General features: G+C 66.1%; 23 protein-coding genes and 1 pseudogene. 20 read left to right on the top strand and 4 right to left on the bottom strand.

What is annotated here, in order from left to right:
• A complete protein-coding gene (locus tag BLM15_RS26480; protein ID WP_126115540.1) occupies positions 1–759 on the bottom strand; it encodes a FadR/GntR family transcriptional regulator in 759 nt (252 codons plus the stop codon).
• A 128-nt stretch (positions 760–887) separates the two neighbouring features.
• Here BLM15_RS26480 and BLM15_RS26475 point away from each other — a divergent pair, with 128 nt between their 5' ends.
• The 14 genes from BLM15_RS26475 to BLM15_RS31685 all read left to right on the top strand — a co-directional run bounded on the left by BLM15_RS26475 (position 888) and on the right by BLM15_RS31685 (position 15,550).
• Positions 888–1,907, top strand: coding sequence for a DctP family TRAP transporter solute-binding subunit (locus tag BLM15_RS26475; RefSeq protein WP_126115539.1), 1,020 nt, complete (start codon positions 888–890; stop codon positions 1,905–1,907).
• A gap of 89 nt (positions 1,908–1,996) precedes the next feature.
• On the top strand, positions 1,997–3,010 hold the full coding sequence (locus tag BLM15_RS26470) for a TRAP transporter substrate-binding protein (protein ID WP_126115538.1): 1,014 nt from the start codon (positions 1,997–1,999) through the stop codon (positions 3,008–3,010).
• A gap of 71 nt (positions 3,011–3,081) precedes the next feature.
• On the top strand, positions 3,082–3,660 hold the full coding sequence (locus tag BLM15_RS26465; protein WP_126115537.1) for a TRAP transporter small permease: 579 nt from the start codon (positions 3,082–3,084) through the stop codon (positions 3,658–3,660).
• The gene (locus BLM15_RS26460) at positions 3,657–4,937 is read left to right on the top strand and encodes a TRAP transporter large permease (protein WP_126115536.1); all 1,281 of its coding nucleotides are present in this window, start codon (positions 3,657–3,659) and stop codon (positions 4,935–4,937) included. Before BLM15_RS26465 ends, BLM15_RS26460 begins: the two co-directional genes overlap by 4 nt.
• 383 nt (positions 4,938–5,320) lie before the next feature.
• Positions 5,321–5,962 carry a GntR family transcriptional regulator gene (locus tag BLM15_RS26455; protein WP_164547652.1) on the top strand — a complete coding sequence of 214 codons (642 nt, stop codon included), beginning with the start codon at positions 5,321–5,323 and terminating at the stop codon, positions 5,960–5,962.
• A 150-nt stretch (positions 5,963–6,112) separates the two neighbouring features.
• Positions 6,113–7,321 (top strand): ABC transporter substrate-binding protein, encoded by a 1,209-nt coding sequence (locus tag BLM15_RS26450; RefSeq protein WP_126115534.1) that lies wholly within the window; start codon positions 6,113–6,115, stop codon positions 7,319–7,321.
• An 86-nt stretch (positions 7,322–7,407) separates the two neighbouring features.
• The gene (locus BLM15_RS26445; RefSeq protein WP_126115533.1) at positions 7,408–8,310 is read left to right on the top strand and encodes a branched-chain amino acid ABC transporter permease; all 903 of its coding nucleotides are present in this window, start codon (positions 7,408–7,410) and stop codon (positions 8,308–8,310) included.
• Positions 8,311–8,314: 4 nt separating this feature from the next.
• Positions 8,315–9,298 carry a branched-chain amino acid ABC transporter permease gene (locus tag BLM15_RS26440; RefSeq protein WP_206438577.1) on the top strand — a complete coding sequence of 328 codons (984 nt, stop codon included), beginning with the start codon at positions 8,315–8,317 and terminating at the stop codon, positions 9,296–9,298.
• Positions 9,288–10,073: an ABC transporter ATP-binding protein gene (locus BLM15_RS26435; RefSeq protein ID WP_126115532.1), complete on the top strand. Its 786-nt coding sequence runs from the start codon at positions 9,288–9,290 to the stop codon at positions 10,071–10,073. The genes BLM15_RS26440 and BLM15_RS26435 overlap by 11 nt, the downstream gene beginning before the upstream one ends.
• Complete coding sequence (locus BLM15_RS26430; protein ID WP_126115531.1) at positions 10,066–10,779, top strand: ABC transporter ATP-binding protein; 714 nt, start codon at positions 10,066–10,068, stop codon at positions 10,777–10,779. Before BLM15_RS26435 ends, BLM15_RS26430 begins: the two co-directional genes overlap by 8 nt.
• Before the next feature lie 31 nt (positions 10,780–10,810).
• Complete coding sequence (locus BLM15_RS26425) at positions 10,811–11,554, top strand: SDR family NAD(P)-dependent oxidoreductase (RefSeq protein WP_126115530.1); 744 nt, start codon at positions 10,811–10,813, stop codon at positions 11,552–11,554.
• Between the two features lie 13 nt (positions 11,555–11,567).
• Positions 11,568–13,265 (top strand): FAD-dependent oxidoreductase, encoded by a 1,698-nt coding sequence (locus BLM15_RS26420; protein ID WP_269467520.1) that lies wholly within the window; start codon positions 11,568–11,570, stop codon positions 13,263–13,265.
• 14 nt (positions 13,266–13,279) lie between these two features.
• Entirely contained in the window at positions 13,280–13,900 is a 621-nt protein-coding gene (locus BLM15_RS26415) for a glutathione S-transferase family protein (RefSeq protein WP_126115529.1), read from the top strand.
• Between the two features lie 36 nt (positions 13,901–13,936).
• Positions 13,937–15,550: an SDR family oxidoreductase gene (locus BLM15_RS31685; protein WP_206438576.1), complete on the top strand. Its 1,614-nt coding sequence runs from the start codon at positions 13,937–13,939 to the stop codon at positions 15,548–15,550.
• A gap of 21 nt (positions 15,551–15,571) precedes the next feature.
• On the opposite strand, the gene BLM15_RS26400 is transcribed toward BLM15_RS31685, so the two are convergent.
• Complete coding sequence (locus BLM15_RS26400; RefSeq protein WP_126115528.1) at positions 15,572–16,354, bottom strand: helix-turn-helix transcriptional regulator; 783 nt, start codon at positions 16,352–16,354, stop codon at positions 15,572–15,574.
• Between the two features lie 401 nt (positions 16,355–16,755).
• Between BLM15_RS26400 and BLM15_RS26395 the strand changes: the two genes are divergently transcribed.
• The 6 genes and pseudogenes from BLM15_RS26395 to BLM15_RS31680 form a co-directional block, all read left to right on the top strand.
• Positions 16,756–17,832: a LacI family DNA-binding transcriptional regulator gene (locus BLM15_RS26395; RefSeq protein ID WP_164547651.1), complete on the top strand. Its 1,077-nt coding sequence runs from the start codon at positions 16,756–16,758 to the stop codon at positions 17,830–17,832.
• Between the two features lie 50 nt (positions 17,833–17,882).
• Complete coding sequence (locus BLM15_RS26390) at positions 17,883–19,166, top strand: ABC transporter substrate-binding protein (protein WP_126115526.1); 1,284 nt, start codon at positions 17,883–17,885, stop codon at positions 19,164–19,166.
• Positions 19,167–19,177: 11 nt separating this feature from the next.
• Positions 19,178–20,122 (top strand): carbohydrate ABC transporter permease, encoded by a 945-nt coding sequence (locus tag BLM15_RS26385; protein WP_126115525.1) that lies wholly within the window; start codon positions 19,178–19,180, stop codon positions 20,120–20,122.
• 10 nt (positions 20,123–20,132) lie between these two features.
• Positions 20,133–20,978, top strand: coding sequence for a carbohydrate ABC transporter permease (locus BLM15_RS26380; RefSeq protein WP_126115524.1), 846 nt, complete (start codon positions 20,133–20,135; stop codon positions 20,976–20,978).
• A gap of 56 nt (positions 20,979–21,034) precedes the next feature.
• A complete protein-coding gene (gene melA / locus BLM15_RS26375) occupies positions 21,035–22,333 on the top strand; it encodes an alpha-glucosidase/alpha-galactosidase (protein WP_126115523.1) in 1,299 nt (432 codons plus the stop codon).
• A gap of 36 nt (positions 22,334–22,369) precedes the next feature.
• A pseudogene (locus BLM15_RS31680) lies at positions 22,370–22,495 on the top strand (gfo/Idh/MocA family oxidoreductase); the annotation flags it as partial.
• Positions 22,496–22,544: 49 nt separating this feature from the next.
• On the opposite strand, the gene BLM15_RS26365 reads toward BLM15_RS31680, so the two are convergent.
• Together BLM15_RS26365 and BLM15_RS26360 are read right to left on the bottom strand one after the other, a co-directional pair.
• Entirely contained in the window at positions 22,545–23,924 is a 1,380-nt protein-coding gene (locus BLM15_RS26365) for a class II fumarate hydratase (RefSeq protein WP_206438575.1), read from the bottom strand.
• 23 nt (positions 23,925–23,947) lie between these two features.
• Complete coding sequence (locus tag BLM15_RS26360; RefSeq protein ID WP_126115521.1) at positions 23,948–25,123, bottom strand: enolase C-terminal domain-like protein; 1,176 nt, start codon at positions 25,121–25,123, stop codon at positions 23,948–23,950.
• Positions 25,124–25,132 lie beyond the last annotated feature (9 nt).

The raw sequence follows: 25,132 nt of genomic DNA, 5'->3' as shown, positions 1-25,132 counted from the left end.
TCAGCGTTCCCGGGTCGCTATCGCTTGAAGGGCGGGATGGACCGGCGGCGGGCCGCCCGTGGTGATCTGCGAGGCGTAGCGGCGATAGGACTCGCCGATGTGCTTGCGCATCGCTTCTCCGGCCCCGGCCGGGTCGCGCGCGCGGACACGGTCGACGATCGCGGCATGGTCGGCACGGCGGATCGCGATGTTCGAGGCCTCGCCGCGGTCCTTGTTGCGCATGCTCTGGATCGAGTTGAGCAGCGGGCTCGACACGAACTGCAGCACGTTGAGGAAGAGCGGATTGTGCGCGGCCGCGGCGATGGCGAGATGCAGCGCCAGATCGTGCTGGGCGCTTTCCTCGCCGATGTCGTCGGCTGCGTTCAGCGCAGCGTCGGCCGCCTCCATCCGCGCCAGATCCTCGGGCGTATGGCGCAGGGAGGCGAGTTGCGCCGCCTCGACCTCCATGCCGAGGCGAAATTCGAGGAACTGCAGAATCGACTGCTCGGACGCCTCGATCTCGGTCCGCCGCAGGCGCAGCGAATCCTGCTGGTTGACGAACAGGCCGAGGCCGCGCCGGCTTTCGACGATGCCGTCGGCCCGCAGATAGGCGATTGCCTCACGCACCACGGGGCGGCTGACGCCGAGCTGGCGCGCGAGCTCGGTCTCGGATGGCAGGCGCGCGCCCGGCTGCAGCGCGCCGGTCCTGATCGACTTCGCCAAAGCGGCGGCAGCGTCGCTGGCGAGATTGGGCCTGGATCCGATCGATGACAGCTGCATGGCGTTTCCCGATGTTACCTTACATTGTCATGCTGTCAGTTGTTTGACAACCTGACATCTGCAGCGTTATGGGGACTTATCGGCGCCGCCAGCAGAGCGAAGTCAAGCGCGCCCCACGGGAGGTCTCCATGCTCTACCAAACGCGCCGGACCGTGCTCGCCAGCCTCGCCGCCGGGGTGGCCGTCGCTGCGGCATATGTCGCGCCGGTTTCGGCTCAGGATGTGAAGACCGCCAAGCTCGGCCACTCCTTCGCCGATGCCCACCCGCGCGCCGCAGCGATGAAGCGCTTCGCCGAGGAGGTCGCCAAGGCGACCAATGGCAGCGTCAAGGTCGAGGTCTTCGGCAATGCCGCGCTCGGCTCCGAGGAGAAGATGCTAATCGCCACCCAGTCAGGCACGATCGACTTCTACATGGGCGCGCTCTCGCCGATCGCAGCCCGCAAGAAAGAACTCCAGATCTTCGACTTCCCGTTCCTGTTCGCGACCGACGCCGAGGCGGCCGCGGTGCTCGACGGGCCGGCCGGACGCCGCCTGCTCGACAACCTCGCCGATATGAATCTGCAGGGCCTGGCCTGGTCCGGCGGCGCCTTCCGCAACCTGTCGAACAGCAAGCGGCCGATCGCCTCACTCGCCGACATGAAGGGGCTGAAGGTCCGGGTCATGCAAAGCCCGATGGCGCTGGCGAGCTTCAACGCCATGGGCATGAACGCCGTGCCGATGGCCTTCACCGAGGTCTATACCGCGTTGGAGACGAAGGCGCTCGACGGCTACGAGCATCCCTTCGTCGACATGTACGCCAACAAGATGTTCGAGGTGCAAAAGCACCTGACGGTCACCAATCATGTCTACACGCCGGTGGCGCTGCTCGCCTCGAAGCGGTTCTGGACTTCGCTGACGCCCCAGCAACAGGCCGCTATCCAGGCGGCCGCGGAGACGACGCGCACCTTCCAGCGAGAGGTTGAGCTCCGCGAGGCCGGCGAGGTCCTGAACGAGCTCAAGGCCAAGGGCATGGCGGCGGTCGAGATGCCGCCGGCCGAGCTCGAAGCCATCCGCAAGGCGATCGAGCCGGTGATCGCAAAGAACTCCGAGGTGATCGGCGCCGCCTTCGTCAACGACTTCTACGCCGAGATCAAGAAGCAGCGGAAATGAGACGCTGCCCGGCTTTGCGGCCGGGCTGATCGAGACGAAACGGGCGCATCCGCGCGCATGCATTCAACGACAGAAACAGGGAGGCGGTCATGATCAATTCGACTTCGCGGCGTGCGGCCATCGCGGCTTTGCTGGCGGCGACGCTGCTGGGCTCCACGGCGGCTCTGGCCGAGGTCAAGGCCAAGATCGGCCATGCCATGCCCGACACCCATCCGCAGGCCACCGCCGTGAACAAGTTCGCGGAGCTCGCCGGCACCTACACCAATGGCAATGTGAAGGTGCAGGCCTTCCATTCCGCCATGCTCGGCAGCGACGAGAAGCAGCTCCAGGCCGTGCAGGCCGGCACGCAGGAATTCTACATCGGCACGCTTGCGCCGCTCTCGACCCGGGTGAAGGAGGTGCAGGTCTGGGATCTGCCCTTCCTCTTCCAGAACGAGAACGAGGTCTATGCGGTCCTCGACGGCGCCTCGGTGAAGTCGATCTTCGAGAAGATCGAGCCGAGCGGGCTGGTCGGCCTGACCTGGACCGGCATGGGCTTCCGCAACCTGTCGAACAGTCGCCGCGCGGTGAAGACGGCCGAGGATGTCTCCGGGCTCAAGCTGCGCGTGATGGCCAATCCCGTCGCGCTCGACACCTGGAAGTCGATCGGCGCCAACGCCGTGCCGATGGCGTTCTCCGAGGTGTTCACCGCGCTCGAGGTGAAGGCGCTCGACGGCCAGGAGAACCCGCTCCTGCACATGTGGTCGAACAAGATGCAGGAGGTGCAGAAGTACATCTCCATCACCAACCACGTCTATACGCCGGTGGCCCTGGTGGCATCGAAGAAGTTCTGGGACACGCTGTCGGCCAGCGACAAGGCCGGCATCCAGAAAGCCGCGGTCGAGGCCGGGCTTCTGCAGCGCAAGCTCCTCGATGAGGGCGACCGCGATGTCATCGGCAAGTTCAAGGAGGCGGGGGTGACGGTCGATCAGGTCTCGGCCGAGGACCTGCGCAAGGTCCAGGCCAAAGTCAAGCCGGTCGTCGACAAGTTCAAGAGCCAGATTGGCGAGCAGTTCGTCGATGGGTTCACCGCCGAGATCGAGAAGGCGCGCGCCGCCAAGTAAGGCGAATGCACCTGCATGGCCGGCTCGTGGCGAGCCGGCCGAACTCTCCGCACGCACCAGCGAGGTGATCGATGGGCAATCTGCTCGCAACCGGAGTCAGTTGGTTTTACCGGCTGATCGAGATCATCCTGGTGGCCTGCATGGCCGTGATGCTGGTCATGGTCTTCGGCAACGTGGTGCTGCGGCTGTTCTTCAACACCGGCATCGACCTGTCGGAGGAGATGCCGCGCTTCGCCTTCGTCTGGATGACCTTCCTCGGGGGCATCATCGGCCTGCACCGACGCAGTCATCTCGGTGTCGACATGGTGGTGCAGGCGCTGCCGGTCCTCGGGCGCAAGGTCTGCTGGGCGATCAGCCAGGTCGTCATGCTGATCTGTGCACTGTTCATCTTCTATGGGACCTGGCTGCAGCATGACATCATCGCGGGCAATGCCTCGCCCGTCGCGCAGATCAGCATGCTCTGGGTCTATGGCGTCAGCTACGTCACCGGTGCCGCCATCGCCCTGATCTGCCTGTCCAACCTGATCCGGCTCGCACGTGGCGAGGTCGCCGATCACGAACTCATCGACGTGCACGAGGAAGGCCTCGCCGAGGGCCTCGAGGCTGCACGCGACGTCAAGGCGAACGCCGCCGGAGGAGCAAGGTCGTGATCGTCTTCGTCTTCATCGCCTCGCTGCTGGGGCTGATGGCGCTCGGCATGCCGGTCGCCTTCGCACTGATCGGCTGCGGCCTCGTGATGATGCTCCATATGGGCATCACCGATCCCCAGATCGTCATCCAGAACATGTGGGACGGCGCCAACAGCTTCCCGCTGCTCGCCGTGCCCTTCTTCATGCTCGCCGGCGAGCTGATGAATGCTGGCGGCATGACCCGGCGCATCATCACCATGGCGATGGCCTGGATCGGCCATATCCGCGGTGGGCTCGGTTATGTCGCGGTCATCGCCGCGGTGATCATGGCCTCACTTTCAGGATCGGCGGTCGCCGACACCGCGGCGCTCGCCTCGGTGCTGATCCCACTGATGCGCAACGCCGGCTACAACATCGACCGCTCCTGCGGCCTCATCGCCTGCGGCGGCATCATTGCGCCAGTCATCCCGCCCTCTATCGGCATGATCATCTTCGGCGTCACCGCCGGCGTCTCGATCACCAAGCTGTTCATCGCCGGCATCGTGCCAGGCGTCCTGATGGGCGTCGCGATCATGTTCGCCTGGCGCTGGAGCATCAAGCGCGACAATCCGCGCGTCGAACCTAGGCGCAACATGGCCGAGCGGCTGACCGAGACCCGCAACGCGCTGTGGGCCCTGGTGCTGCCGATCGTCATCATCGGTGGCCTCAAATTCGGCCTGTTCACGCCGACCGAGGCCGCGGTGATCGCCGCCGCCTATTCGCTCTTCGTCGGCGTCTTCATCTATCGGGAGATCAAGATCCCCGATCTGTTCGGGTTGATGTACCGCGCCGCCGAGACGACAGCCGTGATCATGTTCCTGGTCGCCGCCGCCGGCGTCTCGGCCTGGCTGATCACGACGGCGAACATTCCGCAGCAGCTCGCCGCGATGGTCGAGCCCTTCATGGGCAACAAGATGCTGCTGACGGCGGTGCTGATGCTGCTTGTGCTGATCGTAGGCACCGCGCTCGACTTCACCCCGACCGTGCTGATCATGACGCCGGTGCTGATGCCGGTGGTCAAGCAGGCCGGCATCGATCCGGTCTATTTCGGCGTGCTGTTCATCATGAACAACGCGATCGGCTTGGTGACGCCGCCGGTCGGGACCGTTCTCAACGTCGTCTGCGGCGTCGCGAAGGTACCCATGACGGGCGTGATCAAAGGTGTCATGCCGTTCATGATTGCACAGATCATCGTGCTCGCGCTGCTCGTGATCTTCCCGCAGATCGTGATGTGGCCGCTTGCGATGATGTCCCGCTGAGATGTGGAGCAGCGAACCTACGAATCCCTGCTTCGGGATACAGGAGCGCTGCCTGTAACCGGTTCGACCTCCAGTTTGCCGACGGCTGCATCGGATCTCAGCGGATCAATCAAGGGGGCCCCCTTTCAGGCATCGACTTGATGTCGGCTTCTGGCACGTACCGGGCACTCCGGGGCGCCCGCTGAGTGATCGCATTTCTGTCCCCAGCCGTGGTGACAGCGGCGGCACCAGAAACTCGGCATTCTCATCGCATAGCGATAAGATGCGAACCAATCGCCGGCATGCAAAAGCGCCTCGTCCTTCCAGCGTCAGAGCGATTTCCCGAAGAGCACGCAGAGTCATCGGCTGCTACTCGCCGGCGCTCTGGCGATGCCTACGAGACATTGCGCAACGCGATCCTCTCCGGCGAGATGCGGCCGAATGAGCCGCTCATCGAAGCCGATATTGCAGCCGCGCTCGCCGTCAGCCGCACGCCCGTTCGGGAGGCATTGCAGCGGCTTGCCGTCGAGCAGTTGATCCTGCCGCGCAAGCGTGGCTGGGCCGTACGCGAGATCACAGCCGTCGAAGCTGGCGAGAATTCCGAGGTGCGGGCGGCGCTCGAAGGCTATGCCGCGCGTCTCGTCGCCGAGCGCGCCACGGAGGCGGAGATCTCGGCGGCCGCCGCCGCCCATGCGCGCCGGCTCGCGATCGACCCGAACGACCAGAAGACAAGGGTCGAGAGCAACCGGGAATTCCATGGCATCATCGTCGACGCGGCCCGCAACCGGAAATTGAAGGACGCGATCCTCCGCTCGGGGCGTTTCTACTTCAATGACTCCGTGGCGCGAATGACCTCGCCCGAGGAATTCCGCCTCAGCAACCAGGATCACGGGATCATCGTTGCAGCCTTGCAGGCGCGCGATGCCGATCGTGCCGAGCAGGCGATGCGCAACCACATCATGCGCACCTTCCACATCTTCCAGAAGCTGTCCTATCCCTCGTCTGGTGCAGCCGCGCTACCGCTCGAAGCCGAGCAGCGTCGATGACGGCCGCCCGCGGGGACAATGTCACCCGATGTCCCAAGCGGCTGTGACAGAGGCGGCGGCGCACTCCGCTATGATCCCCGCAGGATCGGACCGCCCTGCCGGAGCGGACCGCCTCAACGACAAGGCAAAACGATGACAGGGAGGGACATGATGAAGACGAACGGAATCGTACGCGGCCTGACACTGGCCGGCGGGCTGTTGATGAGCCTCGCAGCCGGCGCGCAGGAGCCCGGCATCACCGACAAGACGATCAAGATCGGCATCTTCGGGCCGCTCTCGGGCCAGAACATGGCCTATGGCTTCGACGTCGTGAACGCAGCGAAGATGTACTACGACAAGGTCAACAAGGACGGCGGCATCCATGGCCGCAAGATCGAATACGTCGTCGAGGACGACCGCTGCAACGCCAACGATCTCGTCGCCGCCGTCAAGAAGCTGGTGGAGCAGGAGAACGTCTTCATGCTCAACGGTGGGTCCTGCTCGGCCGCCGTCGTCGCCGCCAAGGACTACATCGTCCGCAACAAGGTGCCCTATCTGATGCTGAACGCGTCGGGTGACGGCGCGCTGTTCCCGCCGACCGATTACATCTTCGGCGCGTTCTCGATCTCGCAATACGCGGTCGGCGGCGCCATGGTCGAATTCGCCGCCAAGAGCCTGGGCGCCAAGACGGTCGCCTACATCAACCACGACGACGCCTATGGCGCCTGGAACCTCGAGGGCTCGAAGAAGGACGCGGAGGTCAATGGCGTCAAGCTCGTGGTCGAATCGGTCAACCCGACCATCAACGACGTCACCGCGCCCTTCCTGAAGCTGCGCGCTGCCAATCCGGACGCGATCCTGCTCGTGACCTATGCCCGTCCGGCCGCATTGCTGATCAAGAAGGCGGCCGAGCTCGGCTTCAACAAGCCGATCATCCTCTCGGTCACCGGCACGGCGAGCCTCAACCAGCTCGTCGGCAATGTCGGCAAGGACGCGCTGAAGAACTTCTATACCCAGGAGGTCATGATCGACTCGCCCGGCGGCGACAAGCTCAAGCCGATCTACGACATGTACAAGGCGGCCTATCCCGATCTCGCCGCCAAGCCCGACCATCCGCAGACCTACATGCCGTATGGCATCCCTCCGGCGATGTCCCTGGTCAAGGCGCTGCAGGATGCTGGCCCGAACCCGACCCGCGAGAAGGTGCTCGCCGCCCTGAAGGCGCAGGATTTCGACTCGGGCGTCATGGCCGGGCGCATGCAGTTCGGACCGCAGCAGCGCGCCGCGAACCGCTCGACGATCTTCATCAAATACGACGGCACGACGATGGCCCCGCTGCCGGGCGTCTTCACCAGCCGCTGGACGTACGAGGCGAAGTGACCGTCGCGGGCAACCTCGCCCTCTCCCGACATCGGATGGCGGCCCCTAGGCCGCCATCCCTCCCCTGACCTGAGCCCCGGCCGGACATGGACCTGCAACTCGCGCTGATCTTCCTGCAGCAAGGCATCGCCTCGGGCCTGGTCTCGGGCAGCGTCTACGCTCTGCTCGCGCTCGCCATCGTGATCATCTTCAAGACCTCGGACGTGCCCAACTTCGCCCAGGGCGAGGTCTTCATGGCGGCCGGCTATGTCGCGCTCTATCTCTTCGTCTTCCAGCAGATGCCGATCTGGATCGTGCTGCCGGCGACGCTGCTCGCCGCCTTCCTCGCCATGGCGCTGTTCCGGCGCGTCGTGCTCGATCAGGTCGCGAAGTCGGCCAAGGACCTCGTCTATCTCGTCATCGCGACGCTCGGCCTGTCCTATGTCCTGAAGGGGCTCGTGCGCCGCACCGGCTTCGGCGATACGCCGCGCTCCTTCCCCGCTCTGGTGCCGACCGATTCCGTCATGATCGGCCAGGCGTCGGTCACCTTGCTCGACCTTGCGATCTTCGGCACCGCCGTCGCCGTGATGGCGGCCTTCTTCTGGATGTTCAACTACACCAAGACGGGACGCGCCATGCGCGCCGTCGGCATGAACCCGAAGGCGGCCCAGCTCGTCGGCGTCGACCTGCGCCGCTGCCACATGCTGATCTGGGGCCTGTCCGGGGTCATCTCGGCGATCGCGGCGCTGCTGATCTCGCCCAAGATCCTGATGACCGCGGACATGGGCTCGATCGTCATGCTCGCCTTCGCGGCGGCGATCGTCGGCGGTTTCTCGAGCCTGCCCGGTGCCATCGTCGGCGGCTTCATCATCGGCATCGTCGAAAACATGGTCGGGCTGTTCATCTCCTCCCGCGCCATCGTGCTCGCCCCCTTCCTCGCCATCCTGATCGTGCTCGTCCTGCGTCCGCAGGGCCTGTTCGGCGGGAAGCTGACGATCAAGAAGGTCTGACTCCGTGTCGTCCTCTCCCCTCGCATCGGTGGCGCCCGGCAAGCGCGCGCTCACGGGACCGGCCATCGCAGGACTAGCGGTGGTGGCGCTGGTTGCCATGGCCCTGCCAGCCTTCACCACCGGCTATGTCATCTACATCGCCAACCTGCTGCTGGTCTTCGTGGTGCTCTGCCTCGGGCTGCACATCGTCATCGGCGAGACCGGCCAGTTTTCCATGGCCCACGCCGCCTTCTACGGCATCGGCATCTATGCCAGCGCGCTGGCCAACCGCGCCGTCGACCTGCCCTATCCCTTCGCGATGCTGTTCGGCGCGCTTGTCGCCGGCGTCGTCGGCCTGTTCATCGGCGCGCTGGCGCTGCGCATGCGCGACATCTACCTCGCGCTCGCCACCTTCGCCTTCGGCGAGGCGATGCAATGGGTCTTCGCCAACTGGGACAGCGTCACCAACGGCCCGAACGGCCTGCGCATCAGCCCGGCGCGCTTCGGCCCGCTGGAGATCCTCAGCGACAAGCAGGCCTACCCCTTTGTCCTGTTCTTCTGCCTGCTGATGATCGGCGTCACCGTCGCGATCTCGCGCTCGCGGCTCGGGCGCTCCTTCCGTGCAGTACGCGAATCCGAGGTCGCGGCCATGGCCATGGGCATCGACGTCCGCCGTACCCGGGTCGTCGCGTTCGGCCTATCGGCCGCGATTGCGGGCTTCGCCGGCGGCATGTTCGGCCTGTTCCAGACCTTCATCCATCCCGACAGCCTCGGCTTCCAGACCACGATCCTGGTGCTGACCATGGTCGTCGTCGGCGGGCTCGGCTCGATCGCCGGCGCGATCGGCGGCGCCATCGTCTTCGGGCTGATCTCGGAGGTGCTGCGCCAGGCGCCGCAATATCAGGAGATCATCTACGGCGCGATCCTGATCCTGTTCATGATGTACGCGCCGCGCGGCCTCTTCGCCTTCATCGGCGACCGGATCAGGGAGGCGCGCCATGGCCGGTGAGACTGCCGCGCCCTTCCTCGATGTCGCCGGCCTGACCATCCGGTTCGGCGGGCTCACCGCGGTCGACGGGCTCGACATGGCGGTGGCGAAGGGCTCGATCCATGCGCTGATCGGCCCGAACGGCGCCGGCAAGTCGACCACCTTCAACTGCATCTCGCGGTTCTATACGCCGAGCGAAGGCCGCATCACCTATGACGGGCGCGACATCACCCGCATGCCCGCCAAGGAGATGGCCGGGCTCGGCATCGCCCGCAGCTTCCAGAACCTCGAGCTGTTCGCCGAGCTCACGGTTTTCGAGAATGTGCTGATCGGCGCGCACGTCCATGCCGGCCACTCCTGGCGCGACGCGATCAGCGCCCGGCCACGCGGCATCGCCGAGCATGTCGAGCATCTGCTCGAGCGCACCGGCCTCTCGGCCTATGCCCAGACCAAGGCGCGCAATCTCGATTTCGGCCACCAGAAGATGGTCGAGATCGCCCGCGCACTGGCGATCCGCCCCAAATTGCTGCTGCTCGACGAACCCGCCGCCGGCCTGCGCAATCGCGAGATCGCCGCGCTCGACCGGCTGCTCTGCGAGCTGCGCGAGCGCGACGGCATCACCATCCTCCTGGTCGAGCACGTCATGCAGCTGGTCATGTCGATCTCGGACCGCATCACCGTGCTGAGCTTCGGCACCAAGATCGCCGAGGGCACCGCCGCCGAGGTACGCGCCCATCCCGCCGTGATCGAAGCCTATCTCGGCCGTGAGACTACGCAGGAGGCGCCCCATGGCTGACCTGCTCGAAATCGACGCCATCTGCGCCTCCTATGGCCGCATCCAGGCCCTCTCGGAGGTGTCGCTGAAGGTGCCCGAGGGCGCGATCGTCGCCCTGCTCGGCTCGAACGGCGCCGGCAAGAGCACGACGCTCAACACAGTGTCACGCCTCGTGCCCGTGACGGCAGGACAGATCCGTTTCGCCGGCGAGGCGATCCAGTCCTGGCCGTCGCACAAGGTCGTCTCCGCCGGGATCCTGCAGGTGCCTGAGGGCCGCGAGGTCTTCCGCGACATGAGCGTGCGCGAGAACCTCGACATGGGCGCCTATCGCCGCAGTGACGCGGCCGGGATCAGGCGCGATCTGGAGCGCGTGTTCGAGTACTTCCCGAAGCTTCAAGAGCGGCTGCAGCAGAAGGCCGGCACCCTTTCGGGCGGCGAGCAGCAGATGTTGCTGATCGGCCGGGCGCTGATGGCCGGGCCACGGCTGCTGCTGCTCGACGAGCCCTCGCTCGGGCTCTCGCCGCTGCTGGTCCAGCAGATCTTCGCGATCATCGAACGGCTGAACCGCGAGGGGCTCACCATCCTGCTCGTCGAGCAGAACGCTGCGATCGCCCTCGGCTGCTCCTCCTACGCCTACATCCTCGAGAACGGCGAGGTGGCCCTCGAGGGCCCGTCAGAACAATTGCGACGGGACGACAGCGTCCGCCGCACCTATCTCGGCGGCTGAGCCGAACCAACGATACGTACAGGAACGGCTCATGGCTGCCGCGCACGACAAACCAATCGCACTCGTCACCGGCGGCGCCCGCGGCATCGGCCGGGCCATCGTCGAACGCTTCTGCGCCGACGGTTTCTCGGTCGGTATCCTCGATCGCGAGGTGGAGCGCGCGACCGCCCTCGTCGCCGACCTGACGAAGGCCGGCCACTCCGCCTTCTTCGAGCCGATCGATCTCGCCGATCATGACGGCCTGGTTGCGCTGGCGGAACGGCTGCCGGCGGCGCAGGCGCTCGTCAACAATGCCGGCGTCTTCGAGAACAAGCCGTTCTTCGAGCTCGCCGCCGGCGATTTCAGGGGGATGATGGACGTCAACGTCACCGCCCTGTTCCTGCTCTCGCAGGCTGTGGCACGGCGGATGGAAACGGGCGGCCGCATCGTCAACATCGCCTCGCGGACCTTTCTCGGCGCGCGCAACCACGCCCACTACGTCGCCTCGAAGGCCGCCGTCGTCGGGCTGACGCGGGCGATGGCGATGGAGCTGCTGCCGCGCGGCATCGCGGTCAACGCCGTGGCGCCGGGCGCGGTTGCGACCGAGATGGTGGCGAAACAGTCGGAGGAGGCCCGCGCCGCTTTGCTCGCCCAGCAGCCGACCGGGGCGCTCGCTGCGCCCGAGGACATCGCCAACGCCGTCGCCTTCCTCGCCTCGCCACGCACCAATTTCATCTATGGCCAGGTCCTGCTCGTCGACGGCGGCAAATCGCTCGGCGGCGGCATGGGCATCTGAGCGGAGGAGAGCCGTGAGCGAACATTTCGACGAGATGTGCGACGTGGTCGTCGTCGGCTCCGGCGCCGGCGGCATGGCAGCCGCGATCACCGCCGCCAAGGCCGGGCTCGACGTCCTGCTGATCGAGAAGAGCGAGTTCATCGGCGGCAGCACCGCGGTCTCCGGCGGCGCCATGTGGGTCCCGGAGAACCCGCATGCCGCGAAGGTCGGGCATGCCGATAGCCGCGAGGCGGCGATGACTTATGTCGAGGCCGTGCTCGGCAACCGCCTGCGGCCGGACCTGATGCGCGCCTTCCTCGACAACGGGCCGGAGATGGTGCGCTTCTTCGAAAGCGAAACGGCCTTGCGCTTCGAAGCGCGCGCCTATTCGCCCGACTACCAGCCCGAGCAGCCCGGCGCCTCCAAGGGCGGCCGGACCGTCGATCCCGCCCCTTATGACGGCAACGATCTGGGTGCCGATTTCGCCCTGCTGCGGCCGCCGCTGAAGGAATTCACCGTGCTCGGCGGCATGATGGTCAACCGCAAGGATATCGACGCGCTGGTCGGTCGCTTCCGCAGCCTCGCCAACTTCCGACATAGTGCGAAGCTTCTGCTTCAGCACGCCCTCCAACGGCTGCGGCATCCGCGCGGCGCGCGGCTGCTGATGGGGAATGCGCTCGCCGGACGCCTGCTGAAATCGGCACGGCTGGCTGGCGTCAATCTGCGCATAAGGACGGCCGCGGGCTCGCTGATTCTTAGCGACGGCTCCGTCATCGGCCTCGTGGCGAAAGGCCCGAGCGGCGAGCAGCGCATCGGCGCGCGGCGTGGCGTAGTGCTGGCAAGCGGCGGCTTCCCGGCCAATGCTGTGATGCGGGGCCAGCACCTGCCGCATGCCGAAGTCCACCGCTCGATGGCGCCGGCAACCGACACCGGCGATGGCATCGCGCTCGGCCTCGATGCGGGCGGAAACCTGCGCGACGATAATATCGGCGCGGCGTTCTGGGCGCCGGTCTCGGTCCTAAAGAAGCCGGATGGCAGCGAGGTCCAGTTCCCGCATCTGATCCTCGACCGCGCCAAACCAGGGCTGATCGCGGTCGACAGCAAGGGCCGTCGCTTCGTCAATGAAGCGACCTCCTATCATGGGTTCGTCGAGGCCATGCATGCGAGCGGGGCCGTGCCGGCCTTCCTCGTCTGTGACAGCGACTTCCTGCGCAAGTACGGGCTCGGCCTCGTCCATCCCGGCCTCAAATCGCCCAAGGCTTTCGTCGAGGCGGGCTACCTGTTCGAAGGTGACAGCATACTTGCTCTGGCCGAGCGAATCGGCGTGCCCGCAACGGCACTCGCGGCCGAGGTTGCCGGGATGAACGAGGCGGCGCATTCGGGCGTGGACGGCGCCTTCGGCAAGGGCACGAGCGAATACAATCGCTATCTCGGCGACCCCGCCCGCAAGCCCAATCCGTGCCTCGGGCCGATCGAGACCGGTCCCTTCTATGCCGTGAAGGTCTGGCCGGGTGATATCGGCACGGCGACCGGCCTGATCTGCGATCCGCAGGCCCGTGTCCTCAGCCGCAACGAGCGCCCCATCCCTGGGCTCTACGCCTGCGGCAACGACATGAACTCGATCATGGCAGGCGCCTATCCCGGCGCCGGCATCACCCTCGGCCCAGCGCTGACCTTCGGCTTCATCGCCGGGCGCGCGCTCGCCGCCGGGCCCGACCATCTGCCCCGTTGAGAAAGGCTGCCGCGATGAAGCTCTACCAGTCCGCAACCTCGCCCTTCGTCCTCAAGGTTCGGATCGCCGCCGCCGAACTCGGCCTCCTCCACCAGATCGAGATGCTCGACGTCTCGCAGGAATACAAATCCGGCGGGCCGCTGGCACGCGAGCAGAACATCATCAAGTCGAACCCGCTCGGCCAGGTCCCGACCCTGCTGACCGAGGGCGGCACGGTGATCACCGACAGCCGCGTCATCTGCGAATACCTGAACCACCGCGCCGGCGGCACTCTCTTCCCGGCGGACCCGGCCGCGCGCTGGAACGCTCTCACCGAGCAGACATTCGGCGATGGCCTGCTCGATGCCGCCCTCCTCGCCCGCTATGAGGGATTGCTGCGCGACGAGGCGATGCGCTGGGAGCGCTGGATCGACGGCCAGCTCGCCAAGGTCCGGGCCGTACTCGACATCATCGAAGGCAAAGCCCCGTCCTTCGGCGAAAGGGTCGACATCGGCACGATCACCTTCTTCTGCGGCCTTGCCTATCTTGACCTGCGCTTCGCTGACCTGAATTGGCGCGACGGCCGGCCGCAGGCGGCGGCCTGGTGTGCGCGCCTGTCACAGCGGCCGGCCTTCGGCGGCCAGAAACTGGGTTGAGCGGCGGAGCACGATCCCAACTCGGGGAGGCAGAATATGAGCGCCAGTTTCGGGCTTTCAGGCCGTACGGTCATGGTCACCGGCGGCGCCTCCGGCATCGGGCGGGCCTGCGCCATGGCGCTGGCGCGTGAGGGCGCCGCTGTGGCGGTTGCGGACGCCAATGCCGAAGGCGCCGCTGCGGTGGTCCAGGAGATCGAGGCGCTCGGCGCCCGCGCAGTCGCCGTAAGCTTCGACGTGCGCGATCCGGCGGCCACGGATTCGACGATTGCAGCTATCGAGCGCGACCTCGGCCCGCTCGACGGGCTGATCACCGCCGCCGGCATCTCGCGCCCCGCCCCCGCGACCGAACTCCTCACCGAGAGCTGGGAGGCGGTGATCGGCGTCAACCTTTCCGGTACCTTTTATTCTTGCCAGGCGGCGGGTCGGCGCATGGTCGCACGCGGTCGCGGCGCCATCGTCACCATCGGCTCGGTCTCCTCGCTCGGCGGCCAGTCGGGACGGGCTCATTACTGCGCATCGAAGGCGGGCGTGGTCGGCCTCACGCGCGATCTTGCGATCGAATGGGGCTCGCACGGCGTCAGGGTGAACTGCATCGGCCCGAGCGCCACCGACACGCCGATGATCCGCGCCGGCATTCCCGAAAGCTTCGTCTCCGGCGTCATGGAAGACCGCACGCCGCTCGCCCGGCTCGCCCGGCCGGAGGAGATCGCGAATGTCTGCCTGTTCCTGCTCTCGGACCTCGCGAGCTACGTCAACGGCGCCCTGATCATGGCCGATGGCGGCCTCTCAGCCGGTTTCTTCACGCGCAGCCACGGCCGCGATTTCTCCTCCAGGGCCCTGCTCGCGCAAGGCATCTACAGCGAATCAACGGACGCTGACATGACCAAGCTAGCCCTCGTCACCGGTGCCGGACGTGGAATCGGCGCCGCGATTGCCCACAAGCTCGCCATCGACGGCTGGCGCGTCGCCGTCTGCGACCTGACGAAGGAACCGGCCGCAGCGGTGGCCACCTCGCTGCCAGGCGAGGGCCATAGCGCCTGGGCGGTCGACGTCTCCGACGAAAGCTCGGTCGAGACTCTGTTCCAAGCGATCGAGGCCGCTCACGGCCCGGTCACCGCGCTCATCTGCAATGCCGGTATCCTGCTGATGGCGGCGGATGGCGAACGGCCGACGATCTTCGACATGACGCTGGACGATTGGGAACGTACGCATGCGGTCAACACCCGCGGCGTCTTCCTGAGCATCCGCGCCTATGCGCGCCGCCGCCGGGAGCGGCCGGTCGAGGGCGGGCGCATCACCACGACCAGCTCCGTCGCCGCCGAGCTCGGCGGCTATCGCGGCTCGGCGAGCTACATCTCGTCGAAGTCGGCGATCCTTGGCTTCACCAAGGCGATGGCGCGCGAACTCGCGCCGCTCGGTATCACCGTGAACTGCGTCGCGCCGGGGATCATCGATGCACCGATGCTGGCAGCGGCGACGCCGCGCTCGGCCGCGCCGGGCTCGCTGGATATGCTGGCGCAGGCGGTGCCGCTCAGCCGCCTCGGCCAACCGGACGACATTGCCGGGGCTGTAGCTTTCCTGCTCTCTGCGCAGGCATCCTACATCACCGGCGCGACGCTCGACGTGAACGGCGGCTACCGGATGGCTTGATCCAGCCGCCGCTGCTGGGCGCTACATCAGGATGCGCATCAGCTCGTTCTGCGAGGAAATTCCCAGCCGGGCATAGGCGCGCTTGCGATAGGTCAGCACGGTATTGAGGCCGACTCCGAGCTCGAGCGCGATCCCTTCGGAGGTCAGACCGGTCGCGATGAGCGCGCAGACATCGCGCTCGCGCTTCGATAGGCTAGGCGCAACCGCCTCGAGCCGAGCCTGGAGAACTGGCGCGGCGCGGTGCCCGTCCGCGGGCTTCACCGCCTCATAATGGCGCCAGAGGGCCGCCATGAGAAGCGGCGCGCTTTCGACGAGATGCAGGATCTCCTCGTCGCTGAAGCTTTCCTTGCGACGACGGTAGATGCTGAGCCGCATCGTGCCGGCCACCCGCCGCTGGATCAGCGAAAAGCGCTCCGACAACCCGACCGCGACATAGCATTCGCTGCGGTAGGTAGGGCTGGCGATGTCGCTGGCCCGCATGCGGACGCCCCAGCAATCGCGGTCGCAGCCTTCATCGAGCGCGATCGCGTTGGCCGGATCGGCGCGCCAATGGCGGGAGACATAGCGTCGTGCGACCTCGAGCGCGGCCTTGCCCGGTTCCTGCCGGTTCTCGGCGAGGAGCGTATGGACCTCGCCATCGGGCGCGGTCATGAAAGCCGTAACGATCTCGGTGCCGGTGAAGCGACGAGCGATGTCGAACAGGCCGGTCGAAAAATCGGGGCGGCCCACACTCTCGATGACCTGCGGCATGGTCGCCAGAATACTGCCAGGGGCCACAGCCTGTTGGATGGCCAAAAGCTGCATCCCAACCTCCCGCCGGCTCCTCTTTCACCATGGCCGGGGGCCATGCGGCGGGAGCGCTTGAGGCTTGAAGCGATAACAGTATCCAATTTCGCATGCAAACCGGCGTGCAGGCGGAATCATCAAGCATCTCCGTCGCTTCGCCGCTCGACCATCGCCATCATCGATAGGCTAGGCGGCAGCCGGATCGCGACCTATCGCCTATTTTCAGACAGCTGCTCGATAGCGGCTGCAGCGCCGTCCGGCTGACCGCAAACGCCGAGCAAGTTGGCCAAGCCCGCGCCCTGGAACTCTCCGCAAAATTGAAAAGGCCCACATTGCCGGCCTTGACAGGTTAACGATCGGGCATTTAGCTTCCTTCTAAATCGTGTTAGATAGCATTTCTGGGGATGGAGACGGCCTTGGTGAAGCGCGCGCTTCCGCTCAAGCGAACTAATAGCCGCGCCACCAGCGCCGAGGTCGCGAAGCTCGCCGGCGTCTCGCGCACCACTGTCTCCCTCGTTCTCAATGATCGCGGCGGCGAGCTCGGCATCTCGGCCGAGACGCGGGCCCGCGTCGCCGACGCGGCGGCCCGGTTGAGCTATCAGCCGAGCCATGCCGCTCGCTCGCTGCGGCGCTGGCGCACCAACGTCATCGCGCTGCTGCTCTATACGCTCGACAGCTTCTACAATGCCGAGATCATCGGCGCCGCCCATGCGGCTGCCCTCGAGCGCGGCTACTCGCTGAACATCATGTCGGCGAAGTTCGACGAGGTGCAGCGGCGGGCCTATTCGCTGCTCTCGGGCGGCGTCGCCGATGGCGTCATCGTCGCTGCTCCGCCCGCCGATCTCGCCGCCGACCTCAAGAAGCTCGCCGAGAACGGCATGCCGATCGTGGTGATGCAGCACCACAGCCCCGATCCGGCGATCCAGGCGGTACGCGTCGATCTGGAGCGGGGCGGCTATGTCGCGACCCGCCACCTGCTCGCTCTCGGCCATCGCCGCATCGCCCATATCGGCAGCGCCTCGCAGCGCCTGCTGAAGCGCCGCGAGCGCTCGGACGGCTATGCGCGGGCGCTGCAGGAAGCCGGGATCGCCGCCGACCCGCAGCTCGTCGCGATGGCGGAGCCGAGCCTCGCTGGCGGCTTCGCCGCGATGGAAGAGCTGCTGGCGCAGGAGAAGCGTCCAAGCGCCGTCTTCGTCTACAGCGACCAGATGGCAGTCGGAGCGCTGCATGCGCTGCGCAAACGCGGCGTGCGGGTGCCGCAGGAGATGGCGGTCGTCGGCTTCGACGGCATCGCGCTCGGTGGCTTCGTCACGCCGGAACTGACCACGGTCGACTATTCCCGCGCTGATATCGGCCGGCTCGCGGTCGAGGCGGTGATCGGCCGGCTGGAAGGCGAGGCCGAGCCGCCACCGCGCGAGCAGGTGCTGCCGGTGCGTCTGCTTGTGCGCGAATCCTGCGGCGGCATGCGCGCCGCTACCGGCCGGGAAGGAGCCTGAGAAAGCCCACCACCTTCCAACGATAAAAAAGTCCAAGGGAGATCGAAACAATGACGACCATCACCAAGCGCAGCTTCCTCAAGACCGGCCTGTGCGCCGGCATTGGCGCCGGGGCCGGCATGTACTGGGGCGCAGCGAGCGCCCAGAAGGCCGCGTCGCTGAGCATGACCTCCTGGGGGTCGCCCGCCGAGGTCGCCGCTTTCAACGCCCTGATCGAGCAGTACAAGGCCCGCAATCCCAACGTTGCCATCAAGCTCGAGGTCGTCCCGAGCGGCCAGTATTACCAGCAGCTCGACACCCGCTTCGCCGGCAAGCAGGCGCCGGACATCTTCCGCGCCCAGTACCAGCGGATCGGGCGCTACGGGCAGAGCGGCGCGGCGATCGACCTGTCGCAATATCTCGATGCCGGGTTCGGCCAGGACTTCCTGCCCTCGGTCTGGCGTGCCTCGACCTTCAGGGGCAAGCCCCACGCCTTGCCGCATCACACCGACACCTTCGCGCTGTTCTACAACGCCGAGATCTTCGAGAAGCTCGGCATCGAGGCGCCCAGGAGCCTCGACAAGAGCTGGAGCTGGCAGGAGTTCATCAGCGCCGCCAAGCTGGTGAAGGAGAAGGCTGGCCTGAACTACGCCTTCGCGATGAACTGGCAGAACTCCAACGCCTATCGCTGGCTGATGTATCTCTATCAGCATGGCGGCCAGCTGCTCGACAACGAGCTGAAGGGCCCGCAGATCAATACGAAGGAGGCGGCCGAGACCGTCGCCTGGACCCAGAGCTGGTTCACGGATGGGCTCGTTCCGCCCAATACATCGCTGAAGAGTTCCGAGCCGGTGCAGAACCTGTTCGCGACCGGCAAGATCGCCATGCTGCTGCATGGCGACTGGCAGATCCCCTTCATCCAGGACCAGGCCAAGTTCAAATGGGGCGTCACCTATCTGCCGCGCGACGTCGCGATGGCCGCCGATCTCGGCGGCAATGCCCTGGCGGTCTCGCGTGACAGCAAGAGCCCCGACGTCGCGGCCGACTTCGTCAAGTTCATGGTCGAGGAGGAACCGATGCGCGCCTTCGTCACCAAGGCGCAGTTCCTGCCGGTGCGCAAATCGCTGAAGGACAAGGGCCTCGTCTATGACATCCGCAACGAGGAGATGAAGGTCTTCCTCGAGCAGTCGGCGACCGTCCCGGAGCATCTCGTCAGCACCATCGTCATGCCGACCTGGGATCGCTTCAACGCCAAGCTGGCCGACGAGCTCGAGCTTGCCTTCACCTCCGGCCAGTCGCCGGCAGCGACCGTCGCGAACATCGAAAAGCACGTGCGTTCCACGCTGCTGGTCTGATGGCAGCGGTGATGGCCATCGCGGAAAACCTGAGGGGGCCGGCTGTCGGCCGGCCTTCGGCGGCGGATGCGCGGCGCTACTGGCTGCAGGCCAGGCGCAACCAGCTGACGCCCTACCTGTTCATCGCCCCGAACATGGCGCTGTTCTCGGTCTTCGTCTTCTTCCCGCTGCTCTACGCATTCTACATCAGCCTGCGGGAATGGAGCCTGATCGATACGCCGCGCTATATCGGGCTGGAGAACTATGCTCGCCTCGCTCATGACGCGCTGTTCTGGCAGTCGCTGAGCAATACCGCGATCTACTCCTTCGCGACCGTCCCGATGAGCCTCGCCATCGGCCTCGTGCTGGCGATCGCCCTCAACCGCGACCTTCTCGGCCGCACTCTCCTGCGCAGCGTCTTCTTCCTGCCGGTGGTGATCTCCAACGTCGCCACGGCAGTGATCGCGGCCTGGCTCTTCAACGACAATTACGGCGTCATCAACACGCTGCTGCAACAGATCGGCATCGGGCCCGTCGCCTGGCTGTCCTCGCCGCGCTGGGCGCTGTTCTCCCTGATCGTCACCTCGCTCTGGGTCCGCATCGGCTTCTGCATGGTGGTCTATCTCGCCGCGCTGCAGTCGATCTCGCCGACCTATTACGATGCTGCGCAGATGGACGGCGCCAGCCGCTGGCAGCAGTTCCGCTTCGTCACCTGGCCGCTGCTGCGGCCGGCGACCTTCCTGCTGCTGATCCTGGGCGTGATCCACTCCTTCCAGGTCTTCGACCTGATCTACGTCATGACTGGCGGGGGTCCCGGTTTCTCGACGACGATGATCGTCCAGTACATCTACCAGGCCGCCTTCGTCGGTTCGGAGATGGGCTATGCCAGCGCCATGGGCATGGTCCTGTTCGTGATGATCCTGATCTTCACCCTGCTGCAGTGGCGGGGGAACCGCCGGGTCGAGGACGTGGCATGAGGGCGCCGTCATGATCGCGGGAACGAGCCGTAACGCCCTGACCGGGCGTCTCGAAACCACCGGCATCTGGCTGCTCCTCGTCGCGGGCGCCGGGATCATGTTCTTCCCCGTCTACTGGATGTTCGCGACTGCGGTTCGGCCGAAGGACGAGGTCTTCAGTGGCGCCGCCGGCCTGATCCCGTCGAGCTTCGTCTGGCAGAACTTCACGGACGCAATCGGGCGCGTGCCGTTCCTGAGCTGGACGATGAACTCGCTGATCATCACCGTGTTCGCGGTGGTGATCACCGTGACGATCAACCTGCTCTGCGGCTATGCCTTCGCCAAGTTCCGCTTCGCCGGCCGCGACATCCTTTTCCTCGCGGTGCTGTCTGCGCTGATGATCCCGTTCCAGGTCATCATCGTGCCGCTCTTCCTGGTGGTTTCCGAGCTCGGCCTGCTCAGCGACTACTGGGGCGTCATCCTGCCGCGCGCAGCCGAGGCTTTCGGCATCTTCATGGTGCGCCAGTTCATGGTCTCGATCCCCGACGAGCTGCTCGAGGCGGCGCGCATCGACGGCGCCAGCGAACTGAAGATCTTCTTCAAGATCGTCGTGCCGCTCTCGAAGCCGATCATCGCCGTGCTGGTGATCTTCACCTTCATGTGGCGCTGGAACGACTTCGCCCTGCCGCTGGTCGTGATGATGAAGCACGAGATGTACACCGTCCAGCTCGGCCTCAATCTGCTGCGCGGCCAATTCAACACCGAGTGGACGATGATCATGGCGATCGCGCTGCTTTCGCTGGTGCCGATGCTGATCATCTTCACCTTCTTCCAGCGCTATTTCGTCCAGGGCATCTCCGGCTCGGGCCTCAAGTGACCGCCCGCGCATCGGCGCGGGCCAACCAGTATCGACATGTCGAAAGGGAAAGACCGGTGGTCAAGATTGCCATGATGGGCGCGGGCAGCGCTGTCTTCGTCAAAAACCTGCTGACCGACATCCTGAACTTCACCGAGCTCGGGCGCGTCGTGATCTCGCTGCATGACATCGACCCCGAGCGGCTCGAGACCGGTGGGATGATGGCGCGCTGGACCGCCAAGCAGTTCGGCGCCGATGCGGTGGTCGAGGAGCATCTCGACCGAAGGCGGGCGCTCGAAGGCTGCGACTTCGTCATCAACATGGTCCAGATCGGCATGCACGAGGCGACGCTGCTCGACTTCGACATACCCAGGAAATACGGGCTGAAGCAGACGATCGCCGACACGGTCGGCATTGGCGGCATCTTCCGGGGCCTGCGTACCATCCCCTTCATGCTCGATCTCGTCGCCGAGATGCGCGAGCTCTGCCCCGACGCCGTCCTGCTGAACTACACCAATCCGATGAGCATCCTGACCTGGGCGGTCTACAAGGCTTATCCGGAGCAGCGTGTCGTCGGCCTCTGCCACAACGTCCAGCACACGGCGCGCGATCTTGCGAGCTATCTTGGCGTCGAGCAGTCGCGGCTGAGCTATGACTGCGCCGGCATCAACCACATGACCTGGTTCCTCAAGCTCCAGATCGACGGCAAGGACGCCTATCCGGCGCTGCGCAAGGCGATGGCCGACCCGGAGATCTACGCCAGGGACAAGGTCCGCTTTGAGCTGATGCGGACGCTCGGCTGGTTCGTCAGCGAATCCAGCGAGCACAATGCCGAGTACACCCCGTACTTCCTGCGCCGCGACGACCAGATCGCCGAATATGACGTTCCGGTCGACGAGTACGTCCGGCGCAGCGTCCGCAATCTCGGCCGCTATACTGAAACGCGGCGCAAGCTCCTGGCCGGCGAGGACTTCCCGCTGGAGCGCAGCGACGAGTACGGATCGCTGATCATCCGCGCCATGGTGACCGGCGAGCCGACGGTGATCTACGGCAATGTCGAGAACACCAGGCTGATCGACAACCTGCCCGAAGGCTGCTGCGTCGAGGTGCCGGTCATCGTCGATCGCAACGGCCTGCGCCCCTGCCATGCCGGCACGCTGCCGCCGGAGCTCGCGGCGCATTGCGCGCCCCATGTCTTTGTCCAGGACCTGACGGTGCGCGCCGCGCTCGACGGCGACCGCGAGCGCGTCCACCGGGCCGCGGCGCTGGACCGCCATGCGGCGAGCGTGCTGTCATTGCAGGAGACAAGGCGCATGGTCGACGAACTCATCGCCGCTCATGGCGACGCCTTGCCGAAATGGAAGGACGCGGCCTGAGCTTTTGAGGCTGCGTTCGCGGAGAGCCTTGAACCGATGCCGCCGATCCGTCTTGCCATCGTCGGCCTGGGCAAGATCGCCCGCGACCAGCATGTCCCGGCCGTCGCCCTGTGCGCGCCGCCGCAGCTGCGCTGGAGCCAGGCTATGGCGGCGCTCGCTGCCGACGTTAGGTTTCGGCGGCAACAATGGCGGCCAGCGCCGCCGCAATCGCTCAGAGGTGCTTCCTGATACTGACCAGCCGATCGAATTCCTCGCCCGATAGCAAGCCGAGCTCGATCGTGGCCTGGCGCGGTGTCAGGTCGTCCGCGACGGCCTTCGCAGTGATCGTCGCGACGGCATCGTAGCCGAGTACCGGGTTCAGCGCGGTTGCCAGCAGCAGCGAGCGCTCGACATTGGCAGCGAGCTTCGCAGCGTCGACTTCGAGCTCATGTACGAGCCTCGTCGCGAACACGCTTGCGGCGTCGGCCAGCAGCCGGATCGATTGCAGCAGGTTGTAGATCAGGACCGGCTTGGCGACGTTGAGCTCGAAATTGCCGGAGGCGCCGGCCGCCGTGATTGTCGCGTGATTGCCGATGACCTGCCAGCAGGCCTGCAGCAGCGCCTCCGCTATCGTCGGGTTGCGCTTTCCCGGCATGATCGAGGAGGTCAGCCCGTCATCGGGTATGACGAGTTCGCCTAGGCCGCAGCGCGGCCCGGAGCCAAGCCAGCGGATGTCGTTGGCGATCTTGCTCAGCGACACCGCCAGCACGTTGAGCGCACCCGAGACTTCCACCAGCACGTCATGCGCGGCCATGCCCTCGAACTTGCTGGGGTTGGGCGTGAAGGCGATGCCGGCGAGCGCGCTCACCTCCTCGCAGAAGATGAGATCGAAACCCGGCGGCGCATTGAGCCCGGTGCCGACGGCTGTGCCGCCCTGCGGCAGCAGGCTCAGCCGCGGCCATGTCGCCATCACCCGGTCGATGCCGTGGCCGATCTGCCGGGCGAAGGCGTCAAAGCTTTGGCCCATCGTCATCGGCACCGCGTCCATCAGATGCGTCCTGCCGATTTTGACGACTCCGGCGAAGCGCGCGGCGCCGGCCTGCAGTTCATCGCGCAGCAGGGTCAGCGCCGGGATGAGCCTGTCGCGCAGCTCCAGCGCCGTGGCGATGTGCATCACCGTCGGGAAGCTGTCGTTCGAGGATTGCGAGCGGTTGACGTGGTCGTTGGGATGGACCGGCGCGCGCGTGCCGAGACCATGACCGAGCAACTCGTTCGCACGGTTCGCCAGCACCTCGTTGACGTTCATGTTGGTCTGCGTGCCCGAGCCGGTCTGCCAGATCGTCAGCGGAAAGTGGCAGTCGAGTTCGCCGGCTCTCAATTCCTCCGCTGCCGTTTCGACGATCTCGGCGATCCCGGCCGGCAATGCGCCGAGGCGGCGATTGGCGCGGGCGGCGGCCAGTTTCTGAAGGCCGAAGACGTGGATCAGGCAGGCCGGAAAGCGCTCCTCGCCAATAGCGAAGACCGCGAGAGCGCGCTGCGTCTGCGCGCCCCAGTACCGGTCGGCCGGAATCTCGACCGGACCGAAGGCATCGTGCTCGGTGCGGGACTGCATCGTAGCTTGCCCTCTCACAGTCATCAGAACGCCTGTGGGCAGAGCTCGGCGAGGAATGGCCGCAACTCCAGCTTCTGTTCCAGGCCGAAGCCGGGCGCGTCGGCGGCACGAACCTCGCCCGCGCCGAGCATGCAGACCGCCGGATAGCCACCGAAAGGCTGGAAGACGCCCGGATAGCATTCGCAGCCACCGAGCCCGAGGCCGAGCACGATATGCAGATTGATCAGGTGCCCGCCATGCGGGACGGCCTGTCTCCGGTCGAAGCCATGCTGCTCCATCAGCGCGATCATGCGGACGAATTCGCCCAGCCCGTAGCTTAGGCCGGCATCCATTTGGAACAGGTCCAGCCCGGGACGCATTCCGCCGAAGAGGAGAAGATTCCTGGAGTCGGCAGCCGAGAACAGGTTCTCACCCGTCGCGATCGCGCCTTCATAACGCTCGGCGAGGCGGCGGTTGAGGTCGAAATCGAGAGGGTCGCCGATTTCCTCGTACCAGCGCAGGCGGTAGGGCGCGATCGCTTGCGCATAGGCCAGCGCGGTGTCGAGGTCGAAGCGGCCATTGGCGTCAACCGCCAGCGCTCCGCCGTCGCCGGCGAGCGCCAGCGCCGCCTCGATACGCGCCAGATCCTGCGCCAGCGGCGCGCCGCCGATCTTCATCTTGAAGGCGGTGAAGCCGAGATCGCGATAGGCGGCGAATTCGTTGCGCAACCCGTTCGCGCTGTCGCCAGGGTAATAGTAGCCGCCGGCGGCATAGGCGTGGACGGTCGCTGCCGGCGCCGAGCGGCCGAAGGCGCGCGCGATCGTCTGGCAGGCGGGCTCGCCGGCGAGCTTGGCGTTGAGATCCCAGATCGCGAGCTCGAGCGCGGCGACCGCACCAGCCCGGTCGCCGTGACCACCGGGCTTCTCGTTGCGCATCGCGACCGCCGCGATCTTGGCCGGATCGAAGCGGCGACCTTCCGCATCGAGCAGGTCGCTTGCCGCGGCCACCCTGAGCCTTGGGATCACGCGCTCGCGCAGGATTCCGGTCTGCGCGAAGCGCCCGATCGAGTTGAAGGCGAAGCCGACGACCGGGCGGCCGGCACGGATCACGTCCGAGACGACCGCGATCAGGGAGACGTCGTGCTCGGCGAAGCTGACCACAGCATTGGCGACATCGCCTTGCAGGCGCACGGCGATGTCGCGGATGTCGACGATTTTCATGGCCGAAAA

The sequence above is a fragment of the Bosea sp. Tri-49 genome (assembly GCF_003952665.1).
Classification (GTDB): Bacteria; Pseudomonadota; Alphaproteobacteria; order Rhizobiales; family Beijerinckiaceae; genus Allobosea.
The sequence above is the reverse complement of the archived record's forward strand: the minus strand, read 5'-3'. Positions and strand labels throughout refer to the sequence as shown.

Excerpts from the sequence above, each read along its gene's own strand:
- BLM15_RS26445 (WP_126115533.1), top strand. The coding sequence starts at position 7,408 with ATGGACCTGCAACTCGCGCTGATCTTCCTGCAGCAAGGCATCGCCTCG.
- BLM15_RS26480 (WP_126115540.1), bottom strand. The coding sequence starts at position 759 with ATGCAGCTGTCATCGATCGGATCCAGGCCCAATCTCGCCAGCGACGCT.
- BLM15_RS26390 (WP_126115526.1), top strand. The coding sequence starts at position 17,883 with ATGACGACCATCACCAAGCGCAGCTTCCTCAAGACCGGCCTGTGCGCC.
- BLM15_RS26475 (WP_126115539.1), top strand. The coding sequence starts at position 888 with ATGCTCTACCAAACGCGCCGGACCGTGCTCGCCAGCCTCGCCGCCGGG.
- BLM15_RS31685 (WP_206438576.1), top strand. The coding sequence starts at position 13,937 with ATGAGCGCCAGTTTCGGGCTTTCAGGCCGTACGGTCATGGTCACCGGC.
- BLM15_RS26380 (WP_126115524.1), top strand. The coding sequence starts at position 20,133 with ATGATCGCGGGAACGAGCCGTAACGCCCTGACCGGGCGTCTCGAAACC.
- BLM15_RS26365 (WP_206438575.1), bottom strand. The coding sequence starts at position 23,924 with ATGCAGTCCCGCACCGAGCACGATGCCTTCGGTCCGGTCGAGATTCCG.
- BLM15_RS26430 (WP_126115531.1), top strand. The coding sequence starts at position 10,066 with ATGGCTGACCTGCTCGAAATCGACGCCATCTGCGCCTCCTATGGCCGC.
- BLM15_RS26470 (WP_126115538.1), top strand. The coding sequence starts at position 1,997 with ATGATCAATTCGACTTCGCGGCGTGCGGCCATCGCGGCTTTGCTGGCG.
- BLM15_RS26425 (WP_126115530.1), top strand. The coding sequence starts at position 10,811 with ATGGCTGCCGCGCACGACAAACCAATCGCACTCGTCACCGGCGGCGCC.
- BLM15_RS26435 (WP_126115532.1), top strand. The coding sequence starts at position 9,288 with ATGGCCGGTGAGACTGCCGCGCCCTTCCTCGATGTCGCCGGCCTGACC.
- BLM15_RS26465 (WP_126115537.1), top strand. The coding sequence starts at position 3,082 with ATGGGCAATCTGCTCGCAACCGGAGTCAGTTGGTTTTACCGGCTGATC.
- BLM15_RS26400 (WP_126115528.1), bottom strand. The coding sequence starts at position 16,354 with ATGCAGCTTTTGGCCATCCAACAGGCTGTGGCCCCTGGCAGTATTCTG.
- BLM15_RS26360 (WP_126115521.1), bottom strand. The coding sequence starts at position 25,123 with ATGAAAATCGTCGACATCCGCGACATCGCCGTGCGCCTGCAAGGCGAT.
- BLM15_RS26450 (WP_126115534.1), top strand. The coding sequence starts at position 6,113 with ATGAAGACGAACGGAATCGTACGCGGCCTGACACTGGCCGGCGGGCTG.
- BLM15_RS26415 (WP_126115529.1), top strand. The coding sequence starts at position 13,280 with ATGAAGCTCTACCAGTCCGCAACCTCGCCCTTCGTCCTCAAGGTTCGG.
- BLM15_RS26385 (WP_126115525.1), top strand. The coding sequence starts at position 19,178 with ATGGCCATCGCGGAAAACCTGAGGGGGCCGGCTGTCGGCCGGCCTTCG.